Origin of the sequence: Psychrobacter glacincola (assembly GCF_904846215.1) — a bacterium.
In the GTDB taxonomy this organism is placed as follows: Bacteria; Pseudomonadota; Gammaproteobacteria; order Pseudomonadales; family Moraxellaceae; genus Psychrobacter; species Psychrobacter glacincola.
On the sequence record NZ_CAJGZK010000010.1, the window covers coordinates 66,437 to 87,883 of the forward strand.

At 42.6% G+C, this 21,447-nt stretch carries 15 protein-coding genes; 6 read left to right on the forward strand and 9 right to left on the reverse strand.

Annotated elements, in window-relative coordinates; translation table 11 throughout:
* Nucleotides 1-367: 367 nt before the first annotated feature.
* Complete coding sequence (locus JMW90_RS07635; RefSeq protein ID WP_201562825.1) at nt 368-724, reverse strand: hypothetical protein; 357 nt, start codon at nt 722-724, stop codon at nt 368-370.
* Nucleotides 725-1,202: 478 nt separating this feature from the next.
* Between JMW90_RS07635 and ypfJ the strand changes: the two genes are divergently transcribed.
* A complete protein-coding gene (ypfJ, locus tag JMW90_RS07640; protein WP_201562827.1) occupies nt 1,203-2,087 on the forward strand; it encodes a KPN_02809 family neutral zinc metallopeptidase in 885 nt (294 codons plus the stop codon).
* 293 nt (nt 2,088-2,380) lie between these two features.
* Here the strand turns inward: ypfJ and JMW90_RS07645 are convergent, their stop codons facing one another.
* The 3 genes from JMW90_RS07645 to trxA all read right to left on the reverse strand — a co-directional run bounded on the left by JMW90_RS07645 (nt 2,381) and on the right by trxA (nt 5,138).
* Nucleotides 2,381-2,620 carry a hypothetical protein gene (locus tag JMW90_RS07645; protein ID WP_201562829.1) on the reverse strand — a complete coding sequence of 80 codons (240 nt, stop codon included), beginning with the start codon at nt 2,618-2,620 and terminating at the stop codon, nt 2,381-2,383.
* Nucleotides 2,621-3,021: 401 nt separating this feature from the next.
* Entirely contained in the window at nt 3,022-4,290 is a 1,269-nt protein-coding gene (gene rho, locus JMW90_RS07650; RefSeq protein ID WP_201562831.1) for a transcription termination factor Rho, read from the reverse strand.
* A 521-nt stretch (nt 4,291-4,811) separates the two neighbouring features.
* Nucleotides 4,812-5,138 (reverse strand): thioredoxin, encoded by a 327-nt coding sequence (trxA, locus tag JMW90_RS07655; protein ID WP_021812773.1) that lies wholly within the window; start codon nt 5,136-5,138, stop codon nt 4,812-4,814.
* Nucleotides 5,139-5,572: 434 nt separating this feature from the next.
* Here trxA and JMW90_RS07660 point away from each other — a divergent pair, with 434 nt between their 5' ends.
* Both JMW90_RS07660 and JMW90_RS07665 read left to right on the forward strand, forming a co-directional pair.
* Nucleotides 5,573-6,286, forward strand: a complete 714-nt coding sequence (locus JMW90_RS07660) for an RluA family pseudouridine synthase (RefSeq protein ID WP_201562833.1) — start codon at nt 5,573-5,575, stop codon at nt 6,284-6,286.
* A 300-nt stretch (nt 6,287-6,586) separates the two neighbouring features.
* Nucleotides 6,587-8,224, forward strand: coding sequence for a flavin-containing monooxygenase (locus JMW90_RS07665; RefSeq protein ID WP_201562835.1), 1,638 nt, complete (start codon nt 6,587-6,589; stop codon nt 8,222-8,224).
* Between the two features lie 43 nt (nt 8,225-8,267).
* On the opposite strand, the gene JMW90_RS07670 is transcribed toward JMW90_RS07665, so the two are convergent.
* The 3 genes from JMW90_RS07670 to JMW90_RS07680 form a co-directional block, all read right to left on the reverse strand.
* Nucleotides 8,268-9,206: a D-2-hydroxyacid dehydrogenase gene (locus JMW90_RS07670; RefSeq protein ID WP_201562837.1), complete on the reverse strand. Its 939-nt coding sequence runs from the start codon at nt 9,204-9,206 to the stop codon at nt 8,268-8,270.
* Nucleotides 9,207-9,527: 321 nt separating this feature from the next.
* Nucleotides 9,528-10,496 (reverse strand): response regulator, encoded by a 969-nt coding sequence (locus JMW90_RS07675; protein WP_201562839.1) that lies wholly within the window; start codon nt 10,494-10,496, stop codon nt 9,528-9,530.
* A gap of 221 nt (nt 10,497-10,717) precedes the next feature.
* Entirely contained in the window at nt 10,718-13,030 is a 2,313-nt protein-coding gene (locus tag JMW90_RS07680) for a sensor histidine kinase (protein ID WP_201562841.1), read from the reverse strand.
* A gap of 609 nt (nt 13,031-13,639) precedes the next feature.
* Here JMW90_RS07680 and rapA point away from each other — a divergent pair.
* The gene (gene rapA / locus JMW90_RS07685) at nt 13,640-16,543 is read left to right on the forward strand and encodes an RNA polymerase-associated protein RapA (RefSeq protein ID WP_201562843.1); all 2,904 of its coding nucleotides are present in this window, start codon (nt 13,640-13,642) and stop codon (nt 16,541-16,543) included.
* A 425-nt stretch (nt 16,544-16,968) separates the two neighbouring features.
* On the forward strand, nt 16,969-17,871 hold the full coding sequence (locus JMW90_RS07690) for an acyl-CoA thioesterase (protein ID WP_201562845.1): 903 nt from the start codon (nt 16,969-16,971) through the stop codon (nt 17,869-17,871).
* 228 nt (nt 17,872-18,099) lie between these two features.
* Here the strand turns inward: JMW90_RS07690 and mutY are convergent, their stop codons facing one another.
* Nucleotides 18,100-19,383 carry an A/G-specific adenine glycosylase gene (mutY, locus tag JMW90_RS07695; RefSeq protein ID WP_201562847.1) on the reverse strand — a complete coding sequence of 428 codons (1,284 nt, stop codon included), beginning with the start codon at nt 19,381-19,383 and terminating at the stop codon, nt 18,100-18,102.
* 422 nt (nt 19,384-19,805) lie between these two features.
* On the opposite strand from mutY, the gene JMW90_RS07700 reads away from it, so the two are divergent.
* On the forward strand, nt 19,806-20,321 hold the full coding sequence (locus JMW90_RS07700) for a GlcG/HbpS family heme-binding protein (RefSeq protein ID WP_201562849.1): 516 nt from the start codon (nt 19,806-19,808) through the stop codon (nt 20,319-20,321).
* A 103-nt stretch (nt 20,322-20,424) separates the two neighbouring features.
* Here JMW90_RS07700 and ylqF read toward each other — a convergent pair whose 3' ends face one another.
* Complete coding sequence (gene ylqF, locus JMW90_RS07705) at nt 20,425-21,381, reverse strand: ribosome biogenesis GTPase YlqF (protein ID WP_201562851.1); 957 nt, start codon at nt 21,379-21,381, stop codon at nt 20,425-20,427.
* Nucleotides 21,382-21,447: the final 66 nt, after the last annotated feature.

The window sequence follows — 21,447 nt, forward strand, 5'->3', positions numbered from 1 at the left end:
GATGGTTATCGCAGTTGTCTGTTAAATCGACTGTCATAGCCATCATTTTTTATGCGACATGGTTATATATGACGGATAGTGTGAGCAAATTTAACTGACAGGCAGGGCAGGTATGCTATAGTCAAAATACTCTAAAAACGTTACGGTACTGCTGGTACAAATTTTTTGTAGCCTCTGTCTGCATCGGCACAGCAAGCAAGAAAAATTGATACCAGCAGTACTTAATCTGTCGATATTACTTTCACTGACTATAGGTTATTGCTAAAAGCCGTAAACTATACGCTACAAGTTATAAATAATGGGCATAAAAAAAGAGAGCATAGGCTCTCTTTTTTTTAGTGCAGTATTTTTATTACGAAAATAAAAATTACTGAGCTGGTTCTTCAACTACAACTTCGTCAGCTGCGTCTACAGCTGGAGTTTCGCTAGCTACGTCAACGCTAGTAGTAGTACCATCTACAGGTACTTCAGCATCGATTTCGTCAGTAGCAGTAGCCATTTGAGCGTCAGCGATGTCAGCTTCAGCACCGGCTACAGCAGCTTCTGCTTCAGCAGGAACAGCTTCGCCAGCAACAGCAGCTTCGTCTAATTGCTCAGAAGCGTCAGTTACTTCTTCTTGCGCGTCAGATAAATCTTCAGCAGCGTTTTCTTTGTTGCTATCACAGGCAGTTAAGCCCATAGTTGCAGTCATGATACCAGCTAGAGCAAGTAATTTTAAGTTCATAAGGTTTTCTCCGGGATAATTAAATGAGCAGTAGCAGCAAAAAAGGTTGAACATCCAAGATATCTCGGATATTCAACTAGTCTTAGTCACAGCTACTCAGCTTTCACGCATTCTATATGATTTCTTTCTGGATAGAAAGGGGTTGTACAATTAAGTTACAATAAAATTGTAAATAGGCTTTTATTTTACCTATCTAACATAATTATCCATACAAAAAGTCAAATTAATCGACGTATAATCAACGACATCTGCTTATTACAGAGAAATTTCTTATGTCTGGTACTTTGTATCTGTTTGCGCCATTTATCATTTATGACAGCATAATAAATAACATAGCGGCTGAATAAATGATGCCAAGTGATAGTCATAATAGCAGGCTGTAAAGATAGGCAATCAAAGGATTGAGCTAAAAACTACATAACATGAATAATAATCGATATGAGTGGCATAAGATATCGTATTTTTGGGGAGTAAGAGTATGAAATGGCAAGGCAGACGCGGTAGTACCAACGTTCGCACCAGTAGTGGTGGCGGTAAGCTCATGGGCGGCGGTATCGGCGGTATCATTATTGCCGGTATTTTATGGCTGGTGTTTGGGGTAAATCCCATGACCGCATTACAGACAGGTCAAGAAGTCGCAGGCGGTGGTAATACATCTACTGAACCAGCTACCAGTGACGATCGGGATACACAGTTTGTCAAAGTTGTCTTGGCGGATACTGAAGAGGTTTGGCATCAGATATTCAATGAGGGCGGTAGTACGTATAAAGAGCCGTCACTGATTTTATTTAATGGGCAAGTCAGTTCTGCCTGTGGTAGTGCCAGCTCAGCGACCGGTCCTTTTTATTGCCCAGGCGATCAAACAGTCTATTTGGATACGTCGTTTTTTGTAGAAATGCGTCAAAAGCTTGGTATCTCTGGTGATATCCAAAACTCAGGGGATAGTGACAATCAAAATAAAGCTGGCGATTTTGCCCAAGCTTATGTGATCTCGCATGAAGTAGGTCACCATGTGCAGACACTGCTTGGTATTACTCAGCAAGTAAGTGAAGCCAGCCATCAAGTGACTCGTACACAAGCAAATAAATTGTCTGTACTGCAAGAGCTACAAGCCGACTGCTTTGCTGGTGTTTGGGCGCAGCGCAATCAAGAGCGCGTACAGTTTTTAGAGGCAGGTGATATCGACGAAGCCATCAATGCGGCAGGTCAAATTGGTGATGACCGCTTAGCACGTGCAGGCGGCGGGGCAGTAGCACCTGATAACTTTACTCATGGTACCAGCCAACAGCGTGTAGAGTGGTTTACGCGCGGTTTAGAGAGTGGCAATGTGCAAAGTTGTGATACGTTTAGCGGTGCTCTATAGTCAGGGAAAAGTAATATCGATACATCAAGTACTGCTGATATTAATTTTTCTTGCTTGCTGTGCCTACGCAGACAGAGGCTGCAAAAAATTTATACCAGCAGTACTGTAGCGTTTTTGAGATATTTTAACTACATATAAGTCTACTGATCATAAAAAAAGCTATATTGATTGGTACAATAAAAATTTATATAGTAATGGTTAGACACAAAAAAGCCTGCAATTGATTGCAGGCTTTTTTGTCAGCTATTGGGCTAGAGAATATCTTTAGTCAGAATATTTCTGCCAAAATCTGATTATCTAGTTTGGTCATAGATATAACCACCAGCGCCGCCAATAGCAGCACCAGCGAGTGCGCCACGAGCGATGTCTTTGCTATCGCCTTTACTTCTGATAAGTGCACCAGCAGCAGCGCCTGCAGTGGCAGCTTTTGCCGTATTACTCAAACCACTGTTGTATCCGTTAGTAGCACAGCCACCCATGATAAGAGCAGAGCTAGTAAGAGCTGTCATTGCGATAGTTTTAGCAAGTTTCATAATATCACCTATATAAGTCGTTAAGTTTAAAGTGCTAAGTACAGTATATATTTTAATATGTTCTTAACACTTATAATAGCCCTTATCTGTGCATCCGGTCGTAGTAGAAACGCTAATCTTTGCAAGTAGGCTGTAAATTATGTTGCCTCACTGTGTCATTGATGGTGCCTTTGCTTAGGGTTATTGTATTTATAATGATATAGGCAAAATATCCTAAAAACGCAGTACTTAATGTATCAATGTTACCTTTCACTGATCATAGTAAGCTAACTGTTTTTGGAGGGAATGGTTGCTAATAATATAGCCAATAGTAAGAAAAACAAAAAGACTGCCTTGTAGGCAGCCTTTATGAGTGAAACATTCACTATTTTTGAAACTTTATTGTAGTAAAAGATTTAAAATCAATTTTGTGATTTACGCTTCATCTGCTCAAAGAACTCGTCATTAGTTTTTGCTTCTTTTAAGCGATCCAATAAGAATTCAGTGGCTTGTACACCGTCCATCGGCTGTAGCAATTTGCGCAGTATCCAAACCTTACGCAGTTTATCTTCATCAAGCAGACGCTCTTCACGGCGCGTACCAGATTTTTTGATGTTAATGGCTGGGAAGACGCGTTTTTCAGCCAAATCACGCTCAAGGGTAATTTCTTGGTTACCAGTGCCCTTAAATTCTTCAAAGATAACACTGTCCATTTTACTACCCGTATCGATAAGCGCACTGGCAATAATGGTCAAGCTGCCACCTTCTTCAATGTTACGAGCCGCACCAAAGAAACGTTTTGGGCGCTCAAGGGCATTGGCATCCAGACCACCGGTCAACACTTTACCTGATGACGGAATCACGGTGTTATAGGCACGGGCAAGACGGGTAATCGAATCAAGCAAAATGACCACATCTTGCTTATGTTCAACCAAGCGCTTGGCTTTTTCGATGACCATCTCTGCAACCTGTACGTGGCGCTGTGGTGGCTCATCGAAGGTTGAGGCTACCACTTCACCGCGTACGGTACGTTCCATCTCGGTGACTTCTTCTGGACGCTCATCAATTAGCAATACAATCAGGTAGCATTCAGGATTATTACGGGTAATCGATTGCGCTATCGTCTGCAGCAGCATCGTTTTACCGGCTTTGGGCGGTGCAACGATGATAGAACGCTGACCTTTACCAATCGGTGCAATCAAATCAATAATACGACCGGTCAAGTCCTCAGTGGTGCCGTTACCGAGCTCAAGCTTTAACTGCTCAGTTGGAAACAATGGCGTTAAGTTTTCAAAGATAAGCTTATGACGTGAGCGGTCTGGCGTATCAAAGTTGATCTCACCGACTTTGAGTAGCGCAAAATAACGCTCAGAATCTTTTGGTGGACGAATCGTACCTGCGATACTGTCGCCAGTTTTTAGGCTAAAGCGGCGAATTTGGCTTGGGCTGACATAGATATCATCAGGACCTGCTAAATACGAGCCTTCTGATGAGCGCAAAAAACCAAAACCGTCCGGGAGTACTTCGAGCACGCCATCACCATAGATGGCCTCTCCGTTACGGGCATGGGTTTTTAGAATGGCAAAGATAATGTCTTGTTTACGGCTACGTGCCATATTATCAAGACCCATCTCTTTGGCGATGGCCAGTAGCTCAGCGATTGTTTTTTTCTTTAATTCAGTAAGATTCATAGATAGGTCGTTAGCAGTTGATAAGATGAGAGATGCCATTATTCACAAATCACGACGGTGATTAAAACAATGGTATTAGGGCGATAGAGGGTATATAAAGAGTTGAAATTTATGTAGGTTTGATTTTATGTATCAATTTATGAGCTTGTCGCAAGAGAGGCAGACAAGTTATAAAAGGTAAAGAAGTCTACATAAGAGTCTGCGTCAAAAACTCAATATCAGTCATTGTGTTTAGTCATTCGGTCAGTAGTGGTATTTAATAATGACGATGGTGTTTTTGTTGATAAACACGAGGAGAGTAGCGACAAGATATTTAGGAAAACCATTAGTGTTCTCTTATCAGCAGACTATACGGGCTTAAAGATAGTATTGTCAATAATTTTTGCCAAAAAAGTCAGGTAATGCAGTTTTTTGCTTATAAAATCAACAAAAAAGCCATTATCTGTATCCGATAATGGCTTTAATATTTATGCTGCATCTAACGCACTCGTTAAAAGTGATCAAAACAAGCAGGTGTTGATTTACAAATGCTTATCTAACACTTTTGCCAATTCAGCTTTTGGCTGTAAGCCCATCACTGAATCTACTTTTTCGCCATCTTTAAAGACGAATAGGGTAGGAATGTTACGGATACCAAAACGGCTTGCTGCTTGTGGGTTGTTATCAACGTCAACTTTAACGATTTTAACTTTACCTTGGTACTCAGTCGCTAAATCTTCTAAAATAGGCGCAATAGCTTTACAAGGACCACACCACGTTGCCCAAAAATCGACTAAAACAGGCACATCAGATTGTAGGACGTCTTGGTCAAAGTTGGCATCGGTGGTATTAACAATAAGGTCTGACATAGTTTTTCTCTCTTGTTTTATTATTTCTATCACCAACCATCAATAAATATGGGTTTCATATTAAACGGATGAATGGCTAAGGAATGTTAAGAAGGGGTAGAAATCTGCCATTATATTAACATGTTTGCCCAAAGTTGACAGACGTACGCTGATTAAATTGTTTGACAATTACGATTAGCACAATAAATCGACACATAACACTACAGCTTATGGTCTATCCGTTACTTGCTTTAACGGTCGTCACCTTTTACTCAGTATTAATGGCTCTCGCTTACTTCATTTAAAAAATAGATCTTAATACGTCAGCAGTGCTTTTCTGTTTCAAAGTAGTTCAAATATATCTTAAGATTTTGTTATTTTTATTAAATTTTATACCTTTCCGCCTATTAATATACCTCCCTTAGCCAACCCATTATTATAAGTAGCTCACATTTATGCCTTTTACAGATAAAGAAATTGACGCTTTTAATGCTGAAGAAAAAGCCCGCCCGCCTGAGTTTTTTCAAGCATTCGCGCAACAGGTTACCGTCTATGAAGACGATGATATCTGGGTAGTTGATAAGCCAGCAGGATTATTGAGTGTTAATGGTAAGACATTAAAGATCAGTTTGCTTGCTCGCCTTGAGCGTGCCAATCCAGCAGTCAAATTGATTCATCGCCTTGATATGGATACCTCTGGGCTGCTTATTTTTGCCAAAAATCCTGCGGCACAAACCAATATCAGTAAGCAGTTTATTGATCGTTTGCCTCAAAAAAGCTATCAGGCACGGGTTTTTGGTCAATGGGAAAGCGTTGGCGCTACTGGTAAGATATCGGTACCCGTGCGCTATGAGCCAAGCACCAAGCCGCGCCATATCGTTGACCATGAGTGGTCAAAACATGCGCTGACTTTATATAAAGTATTGGCGCATGAAGAATGCAATGGGCAAACGGTCACGCGAGTGATGCTAAAGCCTGTCACTGGCCGTAGTCATCAGCTGCGCGTCCATATGGTACATGTCGGACATGTGATGATTGGTGATCCGATTTATGCAGAAGGTATTGCCTTAGATATTGCGCCAAGACTGAATCTACATGCACAGCAGCTGCGTCTGAAGCATCCAACGCTTGGGGCGTGGATGGACTGGGAAAGCCTAACGCCTTTTTAAGCAATTTTTTCTATCTATAGTCAAAATACTCTAAAAACGCTACGGTACTGCTGGTACAAATTTTTTGCAGCCTCTGTCTGCATGGGCACAGCAAGCAAGAAAAATTGATACCAGCAGCACATCATGTGTCGATATTACTTTTCACTGACTATAAGCTTAGATGCTATTTTATAAAAGCGCTAAATTATAGTTTCTGCTGTTTCAAAACCAACTAAAATCCAGTAATATGAGAATATAATATTTTAGAGTACTTCTGTACTCTGAACATGAAATTCATTATGCAAAAACAAGGATCGTATTATGCTTGATTTTACTACTGCCAGGCAGGCGGTTAAGAATCGTTTTAAAGCCAAACTCTATTCATCAGACACCCCTGCAGATTACGAGGTGCTGATTATCGGTGCTGGTATTGCGGGTATTAGTATGGCGTGTCATTTGCAGCAGCAGAGCTCGCAAAAGCGTCATCAAGGTTTTTTTAATGGTAAAAGTGCTAAGCAAAAAAAACACGCTAAAGTAAATAACAGCCATCGGTTTCTAATCGTAGAGAAACGCGAGGACTTGGGCGGTACATGGGATTTGTTTACTTATCCGGGTATTCGTTCTGACTCTGATGCGTTAACGTTTGGCTATAGCTTCCGGCCATGGCTAGACCATAAAATGCTTGCAAAAGGCGCAGACATTAAAAGCTATATCGCTGACACGGCACGCGAGTTTAAGGTGATAGAACACATTCGCTATCAACATGAGCTACAGCAATTATCATGGTCAAGTAGCAGTCAACAATGGACGGCGATGATTAAAAATTATGCCAGCGGTGAAGTATTCACCTTAACCGCGAATTTTGTCGTTGGGGCGACCGGTTATTATGACTATGAGAGCGGTTATAGACCACATTTTAAAGATGAAGAGCACTTCACAGGTGAAATCGTCCATCCGCAGCATTGGCAAGACACACAATACGACGATAAAAAAGTGGTTGTCATCGGTAGCGGGGCGACAGCGATGACGCTTATACCAGCATTGGTTGATGAAAGTAGCGAACAACGTGCCCAGCATGTAACGATGTTACAACGCTCACCGACTTATGTGGCAAGTGTACCGGGCGATGATCATGCGCTTGACTTGCTATCAGGTAAATTCTCACCTTTATCAAAGGCACAGGCCTATACCTTGCTACGCACACGCAATGTGATGTTTCAGCAGGGGGTTTATCGCACAGCGATGTATGCGCCTAAAGTCATAAAAGCGCTGTTAAACCATAGAGTCAAAAAAGAACTCAAAGGCAGCGGCGTGGATGTTGCCCATTTTAAGCCGGCGTATAATCCGTGGGAAGAGCGCTTATGTGCAGTACCTGACAGCGATTTGTTTCAAGCGTTGCATAGTAAGCGTGCGGAGGTAGTCACTGATACCATCAGTCATTTTACCGAGACGGGTATTGCCCTGACATCAGGCAAGCATTTAGAGGCTGATATCATTGTGACGGCAACGGGTCTTAAATTACAGATGCTCGGCGGCGCTGATTTATATGTTGACGGTCAGCCAGTGGATGTAGGCGCACGGATGACTTATAAAGCGGTACTGCTTGAGGGTGTACCCAATATGGCAATCATGTTCGGCTATACCAATGCGTCATGGACACTAAAGATTGATATGGCCTGTCAGTATGTGCTGCGTTTACTGAATTATATGCATAAAGAAGGCTATAAAACAGTATGTCCGCAGGCTGAGAGTGAGCAAGAGCAAGTAACTAGACAAGTAGTAATGCAGCCAGATACGGTACTTGGCGCACTATCGGCAGGTTATGTCAGCCGTGCTAAAGATGAATTGCCGAAACAAGGCGACCGCTATCCGTGGCACGTTAATAATAATTATGTTACCGATCGCATCATGCTCAAATACCGTAAAATCAAAGACGAATGGCTACAGTTTAGTCATTAAAATTTGCTAATTGCTAAGGTCTATTTTAGCCTAATTATTAGTCTTACTGAGCTTGATTGATAAAGTCGCTGACTTGTTTACTTAGCATTTTCCATAAGGTTTCTTGCGCGCTTTTACTGCCCCAAGCATTGTGCGGGCTAAATATTACGCGAGGATGCTCACCAAGGCTCAATAGGGGGTCATCCTCGGCGATTGGCTCCTGCTCAAACACATCACTACCGTAACCAAGGATTTGCTCACTATGTATAGCATCAGTGAGCGCTTGGCTATCGACAATACCACCGCGCGCAACATTAATAAGCAGTGGTTTCTTAGTCATTTTTGCCAGTGTGTCTTTATTAATCAGATGCTTGGTGGCATCGTTTAAAGGGCAATGTAAGCTAATCACATCAGCACAAGCGAGCACCTCATCAAAGGCGGTATAGTCATCATTACGTGGCGTACGACCTTGGTGCTCCGCCCACAATACTGTCATGCCAAAAGCACGAGCAATATCAGTGACACGTTTACCAATGGTACCAATGCCAATAATACCCAGCGTTTTATCTTCTAAATCAATTAGTGGTATATCAAGTAAGCAAAAATTACCATTCTCTACCCACGTGCCGTCGATGACTTCATTATGATAATGCAGACCGGCACGCATGGCATTTAACATCAGCATAAAGGTATGCTCAGGCACGCTTTTCACCGCGTAACCAGCGACGTTATATAAAGTGACGTTATGAGCAGCACAAGCCTCTTGGTCAACGTTATTCATACCCGTAGCGGTCAGTTGAATGAGCTTCAGATTGGGTAGGTTAGCAATCACTTCAGCACTGATTTGCACTTTATTGGTAATGATAATATCCGCATTTTGACAGCGCTCAATAATCAGCGCTCGAGGTGTATCATTATAAGTAATGTAATCAGTAACGCCAGTCGGTGCTGGCAAGTCGACATTGTCAGAAAAAGTGCCTTTATCTAAAAAAACCGCTTGCATGATGATTCCTTATCTCGTTGTTATTTTAAATGAGCTTTGATATAGTCAGTGAAAAGTAATATCGACACATTATGTACTACGGGTATCAATTTTTCTTGCTTGCTGTGCCTACGCAGACAGAGGCTACAAAAAATTTATACCCGCAGCACCGTAGCGTTTTTAGAGTATTTTGACTATAATTATTGACTTAATGTAGCACGTTGCGGCATTTAGTCAAAAAGCATATCAAAAAGCACAAAGCAAAAAACCTCTACTTCAAGTTGAAATAGAGGTTTTATTTATTGAGACACCAGTTTATTGCGCTTACTTATTTTTTTGTGCTTATAAAGAAAAACGCTTACGCAATTTACCGATAAGACTACGTACACGACTGCTCAAGTCAATACGCACATCATTTTCAGGATCGTGCTCTACTTCATAACGTTTGACCAAATCAGGGCTGGCCTTTAGTTTTGCATGATGCTGAAAAGCACGGTTGACACTGATTTCAAGGAGGCTTGCGCGCATTGGCTTCGGTAAGCAGCGATAAACTTGACCTTTATTAATTAAATCAATGAGCAAACCAGCATCTTGGAATTCGGTCTGTACCAATACGACTAAATGCGGCGCATCTTGCTTTAAGGTAAAGATAATCGGTGCGATATTCTCACCACTGACATTGATGTCGGTAATACAAACACCGATATCTTCGTTCGCCAAATAATCATACGCCTCTTCTAAGCCTTTAGCGTGCAGTACTTTATAGTTGTTAGAGAACTGCTTGCGTATTTGCTCAATCAGCTCGTTGGTCTCATCGATGACCAATAAAGTCTGCTTATTGCCTGAGCTATCAAACTGCTCGGCGTCTTCGTCTGGGTTATACGTCAAGGCGATTTCGGTAGCGCGGCCAACGACGGCGAGTAGCTCTTCAGATTTGCACGGCTTGGTCAAATAACGATAAATCTCACCATCATTAATAGAGCCAATAATCGCGTTTAGATCGGCATAACCGGTCAATAAAATCCGCATGGTAGACGGCGAGACTTCTTTTACCTCGCGCAAGATATCAACGCCAACACGCTCAGGCATACGCTGGTCACTGACCGCGACGTGTACATGATTGTTTCTGATATAGTCAATATATTCAGTCGGGTCAGTTGTGATAAAAACGTCATGCGTTTTACGAAACAGCAGTTTCATAGAACGTAAAATGCGTTGTTCATCGTCAATAAATGCCAGCTTTGGTTTAGATTCAGCGCCTAAATCGGCGGCACTGATGTTATTACTGATGTCATTTTCTAATTCATTCATGATGATATCCTTATGATGAATAACAGTGATATAGCTTTATATAACAATTAAAATACCCATTGAAATAACAATAGAACCTATAGTCAGATGAAAATAAAAATGTTATGAAAATTTCAACGCGCTATCGGTATAAGTTTTACTGGCGTGCTGCGTTCCCAGAGGCTGCGCAAAATTCATACCAATAGCGCTATAACACTTTTGTAGTAAACTCACTATAGCGATTATGCTGCTAGGCTTTTTTCTGTTAAATCACTATTAATCGGTAACGTTAAGGTAAAGGTGCTACCAACGCCTTCAGTTGATACGGCTTTAATGTCACCATTATGCTGCTCCATAATCTGCTGACTGATAGCCATACCGAGACCAGTACCTTCACCTGCGGCTTTGGTGGTAAAGAACGGCTCAAATATTTGACCAAGCACGTCAGGGCTCATGCCTTTACCGTTATCAATCACATCAATATAGACATTGCTATCATCGGCGCGCGTTCTTACTTCGATTTTGCCATCAGGTTTTTCTCCCATGGCTTGCGAGGCATTGTTTAACAAGTTGACCAATACTTGGTTGATTTGTGACGGTGAGCATTTCACTTCAGGTGTCGGCGCAAAATCAGTGATAATCTCTTGATGTCTGATAGAGTTACCAGCGATTTTAAGTGAGGCTTCAATACATTCGCGCACATCAATGGTCTTCACTTTTGACTCATCAAGACGGGCAAAATTGCGTAAGTTTAGCACCATCTCAGTGATTTGCTCAACGCCAAAGAGTGAGTCTTTAATCAGCTCTTTGAGCTCAGCTGACAAATCATCTTCTTGGATTTCATCAGACGCACGGACGATATCAGCCAATAGCTTGTCAATCTTGCCATCAGATGCTGCGTCAGATTTGATACCTTTTAAGCCTTGTACCAGCTCAATCAGCTCTTCGTATTGCTCAGTTAACTGTCCGATAATTTCAAGGTTGTTTTGTACATAAGACAATGGCGTATTTACTTCATGCGCGACGCCTGCCACCATTTGACCGAGAGTCGCCATTTTTTCTGAACGTATCAATTGCAGCTGTGAGTTTTTCAGCTCTTTTAGCGTATCTTGCAGCTCAGCGGTACGTTCTTCTACTTTAATCTCTAGCTGTTGATTGATATTGGCAAGCTTACCTTCGTTAGATTGAATTCGATTTAATAGGTCATTAATAGAGCCGTTTACCAGCCCAATCTCATTGCGACCTTCCTTGAATTTAACTGAGCCCAATTTATTATATTGCTTGTTGTTAATGATATTTTCTGCCAGAGAAATTTTATCAGTGGTTTCTTTTAGAGGTTTGAATGCTAAGAAGGTTAGCATAAAGTAAATAACCCCAGCCGTGAATAATAGCGCTAAAGCAATCCAGTTAATCAGGTTTTCACTCAAATTATCCGCAATGGCGTTAATCTCAGCATCAGGCTGTACGACGATAAGCTTCCAATAAGTCTCAGGAATCTCAAAGACATACGCTTGACTGCCGTTATAGAAGTTATCATTGGTCAGCTCAAAGCTTTGCAACAAGCGGCTGTCCATGGCATTTTGCTTATTTTCACCGTTATTTAAGTAAGCGGCGTAGTTCACCAAATAGTAACCTTTACCGGTACCTGTTTCTGCTTTATCCAGCGTGGTAAGTACTTGCTGTACTTGCGGCGAGACGCTGGCGGCGACTTGCTCGATAGTTTCTTGACGTTGCACATCTAAGAAATCAAGCACTGGTTGCCAAGCTGGATCTGAGTTGATGACTTGTTTGATATCAAGCGGCGTGCCGGTCTCTTCATCAATATAGCTTAAGCGTTCAGGGTTAGATGAGGCAATAACCTTATCACTGTTATCCAGCAATAAAATATAACCTGAGCCTGAGCTTTCACTCAGCTTAACGATGTTTTCTTGTAACTGATTAAGAGTAAAGTTAACCGTACTGGCACCCCAAAACTGATTGTCACGTTCAATAGCGACACCGCAGCTCATCGCAAGCTCGCCTTTGGTTTGGCTGGCGCGTACATGGTTCCAGATACAGCTGTCAGGTTTGAGCAGTTTTAGGACGCCAAACCAATCTTCTTGATAGTAAGGGTTGGCAGGATTTGGATCGCTTAGTACTGCTTGATATTCACCATTTTGGCGCACCATCAAAAACGGATGCGTTGCGGTATTCGCTCCAAGCGCACCGTTATCAGGCCAAATACCGCCACTACCTAATAAATTATAATCGCGCTTATCAAAAGCATTGGCGGTACTGGCTTGTAAAATATTCTCTTGTGTTGGCAAAGTTTCCGCGCTTTGTTGCAGCAGCAACGCACTACGCATCACCCGATTGATATCGGCAGAGATACTATTAACTGCCGTATTACCACGTTCAGCGACCAGTTTTGCTGACTCAAGGCGAATTTTTTCATAACCTTCTTTGTCAACAACATAAACAACGACCGCAAGTACGACCGCAAAAGCAATAAATAGAATAGTAGTAACTTGGGTACTGACTTGATTGAAAAAGCCGACTTTTTTGGAGTCACTCATGATGGGGTTTGTCCTTGGGAATAGGGGTCACACAAAAGAATGCCAATACGGTTTATTGGTCACAATCGCTCATGTGGTTGTGCTTAATTAAAATGGTTTACAAATAACTGATAATGGACATAAACGACAAAAAGTATTTGCATAACTTAAAATAATGATAAAAAACGAAATCCATAACTTAATAGACTACAACAAGAAATACTCTGCCTATAACTGCTGATAAAAATTGATAACAGCTATTAGGTGTATGTAGGTAACAGGGAGTAAGTGTCTAGATAATTCAGATTGAGCAAATAATCTTGCAAATAAAAAACGTTTAATTGCATTTTTTAACAATACAGTAACAATTATATGAGAGCAATTTTTTTTCCTTACTTACGAGTCGTTATCTTATTGTTTTATATGATCAACTTGTGTGTAGCTTTGCCATAATCTTGCATGAATCTGCTCTTGAAAACTTAACTTAACGCACTCATCTAGTCGCTAACGTTATATAATGGTCTGCTTTATCGATTGACCTAGCTTATCAGCGTTACTGAGTCAGCAAGCATGGCTCGCATCGTAAGCTACCTATTTTCTTATCATCTGAGTACAAAAAGACATCGCCCTATGACTATCTCTATCGCTTCATTGCACAGCACCGAATTCGCCGTTGGTCAACGCTATTTATCTGATACGGAGTCTGAGCTTGGCTTGGGTGTGGTCATCGATGTAGACGACCGATGTGTGCATATTTTATTTCCACAAAGTGAAGAGACGCGCGTTTACGCAAAAAACTCTGCGCCGTTATCACGCGTAGTGTTTAAAGTCGGCGATACTATCTCTGATCAGGCAGGTAAGAGCTATACGGTAAGCGCCGTTGAAGAAGTGATGGGCGTGCTCAAATACAGTGTAAACGAGCATGAAAAAGGCGCTGTTTCTAAAGGGATAATGGAAACTCGTCTGGCCGCTAATATCACTCTAGCAAAACCACTTGAGCGTCTGCTTGCCGGTCGTATTGAGCGCAGTGATTGGTACGATTTGCGTCAAGATATTTTGCGTATGCAGTCGGCGCTTGCCGGTCACCCACTCAAAGGTTTAATGGGCGCGCGCGTCGATATCATTGAGCATCAGCTCTATATCGCTCATGAAGTTGGTAAACGTATTGCACCGCGTGTGTTGCTTGCTGATGAAGTGGGTTTGGGTAAGACTATCGAAGCGGGATTAATTATTCATCAGCAGCTGCTGACGGGCAAAGCTGAGCGCGTACTCATACTTGTGCCAGACAGTCTGCAATATCAGTGGATGATTGAGCTGCGCCGCCGCTTTAATCTGAATTTTGCCTTGTTTGACTTGGTACGTACCGCAGCGATTAAAGAGCATGACCCTGAGCAAAACGTCTTTGCGACTGAGCAATGTGTCATCGCTGGTATGGACTTGCTCCTTGACCATCCTGACTTATATGACCAAGCAATGGAAGCAGGGTTTGATTTACTGGTCGTTGATGAGGCGCATCATCTGCATTGGGATGAAGCGCAAGGTGGCAATGATAAGTATGACCTCATTGCAGATTTTGCCGAAGAGACGGCAGGGGTGATGCTATTGACGGCGACACCTGAGCAGCTTGGCGCGCAAAGTCACTTTGCCCGTTTGCGTCTATTAGACCCAGATCGCTTTGATGACTTGGATGAGTTTATTGATGGTCAAGATGCCTTTGCAGAAACGGCAGCTGTCGCCAGCCTATTAATAGAAGACAAGCCCTTAAGTGATGGGCAAATCACCGCGTTAAGCAGCTTGCTGACGATTAGTGTCGATGAATTAGCAACGATTAATGAAGACGAAAAACTGCGTACTTATGCTCTCAATGAGCTGCTAGATCGCCATGGTACAGGACGTATCTTATTCCGTAATACTCGTGAGAGTGTCAAAGGCTTCTATGGGCGTAGCAGCCAGCCGTATCCACTGCCATTACCTGAAGCATGGATCGATAGCTATCAAACCAATGGTAAATTGCGTGAGCAGCTATGGGGCGAAGAAAACCAACCTGATGGTGGCTGGCTAGAAGACGACCCACGTGTGCCTTGGTTGATTGACATCTTAAAGGGTGAGCTTAAGCATAAAAAGGTATTATTGATTGCCCGTAGTGGCGCGACGGTTGAGAGCTTGGAGGCGGTATTGCGCTTACATGCTGGTATCAAAACGGCTATCTTTACCGAGCAGATGACCTTACTTGAGCGTGACCAAGCAGCGGCGTTCTTTGCCGATAGCGAAGGCGCACAGATATTATTGTGCTCAGAGATTGGCTCGGAAGGTCGTAATTTTCAGTTTGCAAGCCAGCTGATATTGTGGGATTTACCTGCCAACCCAGATACCTTAGAGCAGCGTATCGGTCGCCTAGATCGTATTGGGCAAACGCAGCAAATCATGTTGCATGTGCCTTATGTACAAGGCACAGCACAAGAGCGCCTGTATCACTGGTATAGCAGTGCGCTAAATATGTTTAATCAGATTTCACCGACGGCGCAAAGCGTACAAGAGCAGTATATTCAAGAGCTGAAACCGATGCTTGAGGGTGCAGATACGGGCGAAAATCGTACAACCCTTAAAAATGTGATCGAGGAAGCAGCACAAACACGCTTGAGACTTGAGGCACAATTGCAAGCAGGTCGTGACCGTCTACTAGAATATAACTCATGCCGTCCACGTGTCGCTGGGCGTATCGCTGATGCCATGCGTGATTTTGATGGCCACAATCTATTGCCACAATTTATTGAGCGCTTTTTTGCATCAGCAAATATCGAGCATAACATCCAACGTGATGGCTCGTGGGTGATTGCACCGATTGATAGCACTGAGATTAGCGATTATATCGATGGTCTGCCACTCGGTGATGAAGATGGTATGACCTTGACTTTTGATCGTGAGCAAGCACTGCAGCGTGAAGATATCGCCTTTATTACCCATGAGCATCCATTGATGCAGGCGATTTATGAGCTTGCAAGTACCAGCACCTTTGGCAATACCACCGTTGCAATGCTAAAAAGCGCTGCGGTACCACAAGGTATGGTGCTGCTTGAAGTGAATTTCCGTGTAGAAGCCATCGCACCGAAACTGCTTAACTTGCCTGCAACCTTGAGCACGCAAAATATCCGCGTCTTTATCAGTGAGCAGGGCAGTGATTTGTCAGCGCGCATCAGTGCCGATATGATCATGCCGCACATTGAGCGTTTGGATAAAAACCGTGCCCGCCAAGTGATTAAGGCACGTGGCGACGTGATCGAGCAGCGTTACTATGAAGCGGAAGATATTGCCCGTCAGCAGTTGGCTGAGATTGGTGAGCAAGCAAGCGCTCGCTTTAGTCAGCAGTGGTCACGTGAGATCAAACGTCTTAAGCATTTACAAACCATCAATCCAAACGTGCGTCCAGCAGAGATTGAGCGCTTAGAGCAGCTAAAATCGCAAGGTGAGCAAGCATTGGCAGGCTTGTCATTGGTGCCCGATTCTATCCGTGTATTGGTGGCAGTAAAACCCTAAATTCAATACAATAGTAAAAACGAGGTGTATTTAAGCATCTCGTTTTTATTTATGAGCTTTTATCCTGAGTTTTCGATCATTCATTTATTGCTCGGCAGAGTAATAATAATGCTTATTACTCGTTCTAGGTTATTGCTCATCTAAAAATTTATCTTGTATATTACGGCTATTGATTTCGTATTATTTAAATTAAAACGCCATATTGGCTCAAGCCATATTGTCTTGATATTCTTTGGCGCCTATATCTATAGTTAAAATATCTTAAAAACGCTACAGTGCTGCTGGTATAAATTTTTTGCAGCCTCTGTCTGCATAGGCACAGCAAGCAAGAAAAATTAATATCAGCAGTACTTGATGTATCGATATTACTTTTCTCTGACTATAGATGCTTGGCGTTACTGATAAAAATAAGGAAAGTAATCGTCATGTCTGATTATTCACAACTGATAGATGAGCTATTGGCTACCGTCGCGCTCATCGAAGTCAGCCCTGATGTATTTGAAGGTAAAAGCCATGACTATGTTGGTGCCCGTATCTTTGGTGGGCAAGTACTTGCACAAGCGATCATGGCAGCCGCGCATACGCTTAATGAAGATAAGCCTTGTCACTCATTGCATGGCTATTTTTTGCGCGGCGGTGATATCAATCAACCGGTGATTTATCAAGTGCGGCGCTTACGTGATGGGCGTAGTCTGTCAGCGCGTGAAGTGACGGCGATTCAGTATAAGCAAGTACGTGGTAAGCCGCCGGTTGAGCAAGTGATATTTTCAATGATTGCTTCTTTTTCGCCGATGGAAGAGGGCTTAGAGTATCAAGAAGATATGCCTGTTTATCCGCCGCCTGAAGACTTACTTGCGGAGCAGGATCTAAAAGAAGACTATGTCGGTAAAGTCCCAAAGGCATTAAAATCTCGCTTTATGCGCCGTCGTCATATCGAGATCAAACCGGTTAAGCCGCGTGACCCCATCCATCCGGAACCAATGAAGCCTAAGCAAGCAAACTGGTTACGTATTCGTGAATTGGGTAATCAGCCAATCGCTATCCAGCAAGCATTATTGGCGTTTTCCTCTGATTTTTATCTGGTTGGCACGGGACTCATGTCGCACGGTATCAGCTTTATGACCAGTGGCTTGCAAGCCGCTAGTATCGACCATTCCATGCATTTTCATCGTCACTTTGACTTGAACGATTGGCTGTTATACGACATGTGGAGTGATACGACATCCAATGCGATGGGGCTCAATCACGGTCAGTTTTGGCAAGATGGGAAGTTGGTCGCGACGGTACAGCAAGAAGGCTTAATGCGTTTGCGTGTACCCAAATCTTAATTTTTTATCTTTTGATAAAGAAAAAAGCGACTCAGGATAATGCTGAGTCGCTTTTTTAATGGAGTGTTAAGTCAGTATTTATAGTCAGCAAAAAGTAATATCGATAAGTCCTGTACTGCTGGTATCAATTTTTCTTGCTTGCTGTGCCTACGCAGACAGAGGCTGCAAAAAACTTATACCAGCAGTATCGTCACGTTTTTAAGGGGTTTTTACTATAAGCATAAATACTTATTCTAAAATTTTCACCATCGCTCTTGGCAATCCTAACGTTGCTTGTGCATCATCAGCGTTTAACCAGTTAATATTAATTTGTGCAGATTGCAATGCTTCGCTTATCTCGGTCGCCTGTTTATCATTTAAAGTGACTGATTGCGGGGTTAAATACCAATGAAAATGGGTCAGTGAATGCTTAATCGGTGCGTCATCAAGCAGTGTGTTGCTGACTGATTTTGTGACCAATTTATTCTTGTCTAACCACTCATGAATAATCTGCTCGGCAGTAGTAAATTCTGTCTCGTATACTTTCTCATTACTAGCTACTTCTAAAAGCTGATTATCAGTCGCTACAATTGGTTCCTTATTTGTATTCTTGTCAGTATCCTTTACGGCAACTTTTCCGCTAATCTTTTCTATAAACTCTAATGGCAAACTCCACAGTCCGCCCCAAATACCATTGTCAGGGCGCTGTAGCCAAAGTATCTCATCATCTGCATTTTTAATAAGCAGCGCATTGCTAAATTTACTCGGTTTAGGCGGTTTCTTAGCCTTCACTGGATAATCTGTCTCACGACCTTGCGCGTGTGCTAAGCAATCATCTTGTAGCGGACATAATAGACAGGCAGGTTTGCTACGCGTGCACAAAGTTGCACCCATATCCATCATGGCTTGCGCGAATAATCCTGATTGTTCTCTAGGCGTTAGACGCTCTGCCAATGCCCATAGCTCTTTATTCGTCGCCGACTTAGTGATGTCACCATCAATGGCTGCCCAGCGTGTCAGTACCCGTTTGACATTACCATCGCAGATGACACCATAACGATGTAAGCCCATTGCCATAATCGCCCCAGCGGTTGAAGGACCAACACCTGATATCGCTTCCCAACCCTTTAGAGTCGTTGGATATTCGCCAATCTCATCGATAACTTCAGCCAACTGCTTCGCGCCTTTATGCAAATTACGCGCGCGCGCATAGTAACCTAGCCCAGCCCAATGCTCTGCTACCGTATCCCATTCTGCTGCTGCCAAATCTTGTACCGCCGGAAATGATGCCATAAAGCGGGCAAAGTAGGGCAGCACAGTGGTCACTTGTGTTTGCTGTAGCATGACTTCGGATAGCCAAACGATATAAGGGTTTGGCGTATCAGTTTGATGCTGCTGCCACGGTAAATCATGGCGTCCATTATCGGCAAACCAAGCGAGAAGGCGCGGGGCAAAGGAATCGTGAGAAGTAGAGGATTGAGTAAAATTATTTTCTATCGTTGTAATGTTTATAGGAGGAGTAAGCTGAGTCATATCATCAATTTTTTGGCATATTAGTGTATGAATTATAACCGATTTTTGAGAGAAGTGAGTTGATATCGCTATTGTGCGCTGCTTGAGATTATCACGATGTAAGCATCTTTTAAGTATGAGTGTTAAAAAATAGAGTATGTAACAGAAAACTTAATGTAGAGTTGCAAAATTATAAAGTAAATCTTACAAAATAAAATCAATATTGTAGAAAATTTAACTTATTATGCTTCTTTTTAGTAGTATAAGTCTTATTCTAATGAGAGTTGCAAGAGAAGCTTTGAGTTAACCATAACTCATTGTCTAGCTGCATCAACTAGGCTCATTAAATAACTAGGCTCGTTAAATAACTAGGCTCATTAAATTTTACCAAACATCATTTTAAACAAACGCTCATCGATATGAGAAATGTTTTAGGACTCTTTATGAAGTTAATTTCGAACCATTTATCAAAAGCATTATTAGCGCTAGCAGTCATTGGTTGTTCATCCAATGTTTTGGCCGCCAAACCAAACCTGATATTACAACAGCCGAATGTTTCTTTAGAGTTGGCAAATCAATTAATCAATGCCACGATGGCAGCTTGTCATGCAGAGGGTAAATCTGCTGTTGTAGCAGTTGTTGATCGTGGCGGCAATCTCATCGCACTACAGCGTGATGATAACGTTGGCCCACACAATACAGACGCTGCTATTCGCAAAGCCTTTACGGCTTTATCGACCAAAACGCCTTCACGTACTTTGGCAGATAATGCTCGTGCTAATCCAGACTCAAGTAACTTAAATACAATAAATGATTTATTGCTGATCGGTGGTGGCGTACCGTTAAAAGTCGGTAATGATGTGATCGGTGCGATTGCAGCGGGCGGCGCAGGTGGTGCAGTTCAAGATGAAAGTTGTGCGTTGAAAGCTATCGAAAAAGTCATGCCCAAACAGAAGTAGTTGATGGTTTGAGTATCAGTAATGCTAGATATAAAAAAAGCCCTTATAAGGGCTTTTTTTATATCTAATGTCTCAAGCGACTCTAAGCAATTAAATTGAAAACCTACTTCCGATTCTTCCGCGTTTTCAGGCGACGCAGGCGTTTCTCTTCTTCTTTAGCGATTCTTTTTTCTTCTGCGACAATACGTTGCTCAGCGACGACGATTTCTTCGGCCTCAGTCATAGCTGGCGTCTCCAAAGTGATACGCCCAATCTTACCGCTACGCAGCTCATTGACTAGGATTTCTGACATCCGGTAGGTATCAACTTTATTACCCGCGCGCACGCAGCCCCGATTGCGACCCGCTATTTCAAAAAACTCCCAATCTGTCTTAGGCAGTTCTTCAATTTTATAGCGAACTTTTAATAGCTCAGGATAGGCGGTTAATAAATACTCAGCGGTATAACCGGCAACATCTGCAAAATCAAATGCCGTATCACGAATGCCACCGGTTGCTGCCAGACGATAGCCAGAGTTTTCGTTTTCAACTTTTGGCCATAGCATGCCGGGCGTGTCATATAGCATGATGTCATCGTCAAGTTTAATTAGCTGCTGCGACTTGGTGACGGCTGGCTCGTCGCCCGTTCTTGCCACGGCGCGCCCAGCCAAAGTGTTAATCAAAGTCGACTTACCGACGTTTGGAATCCCCATAATCATGGCTTTGATTTGGCGACCGGTACCGACTTTATTGGGCACAAGTTGTTTGCAGATTGCGATGATACGTTTGACATCATTGGCTTTATCAGTATCGCAAGCGATTGCTTTGACACCGTTTTGCTGCTCAAGATATTCCATCCACGCTTTGGTCAATTCGGGATCGGCAAGATCAGCTTTATTTAAGATTTTGATAACCGGTTTTTCGCCGCGCAATGCCGCAACCATCGGGTTTTCACTACTATAAGGAATACGTGCGTCAATCACTTCGATAACCACATCCATCTGCGGCATGATTTCTTTGATTTCATTGCGGGCTTTGTTCATATGCCCAGGGAACCACTGAATACTTACTCTCTTATCCATCTGCTTTACTAACCTTTTATAAAAAATGCTCAAAGTAAGACGATCGTCATTTACTTTTTATGGTGT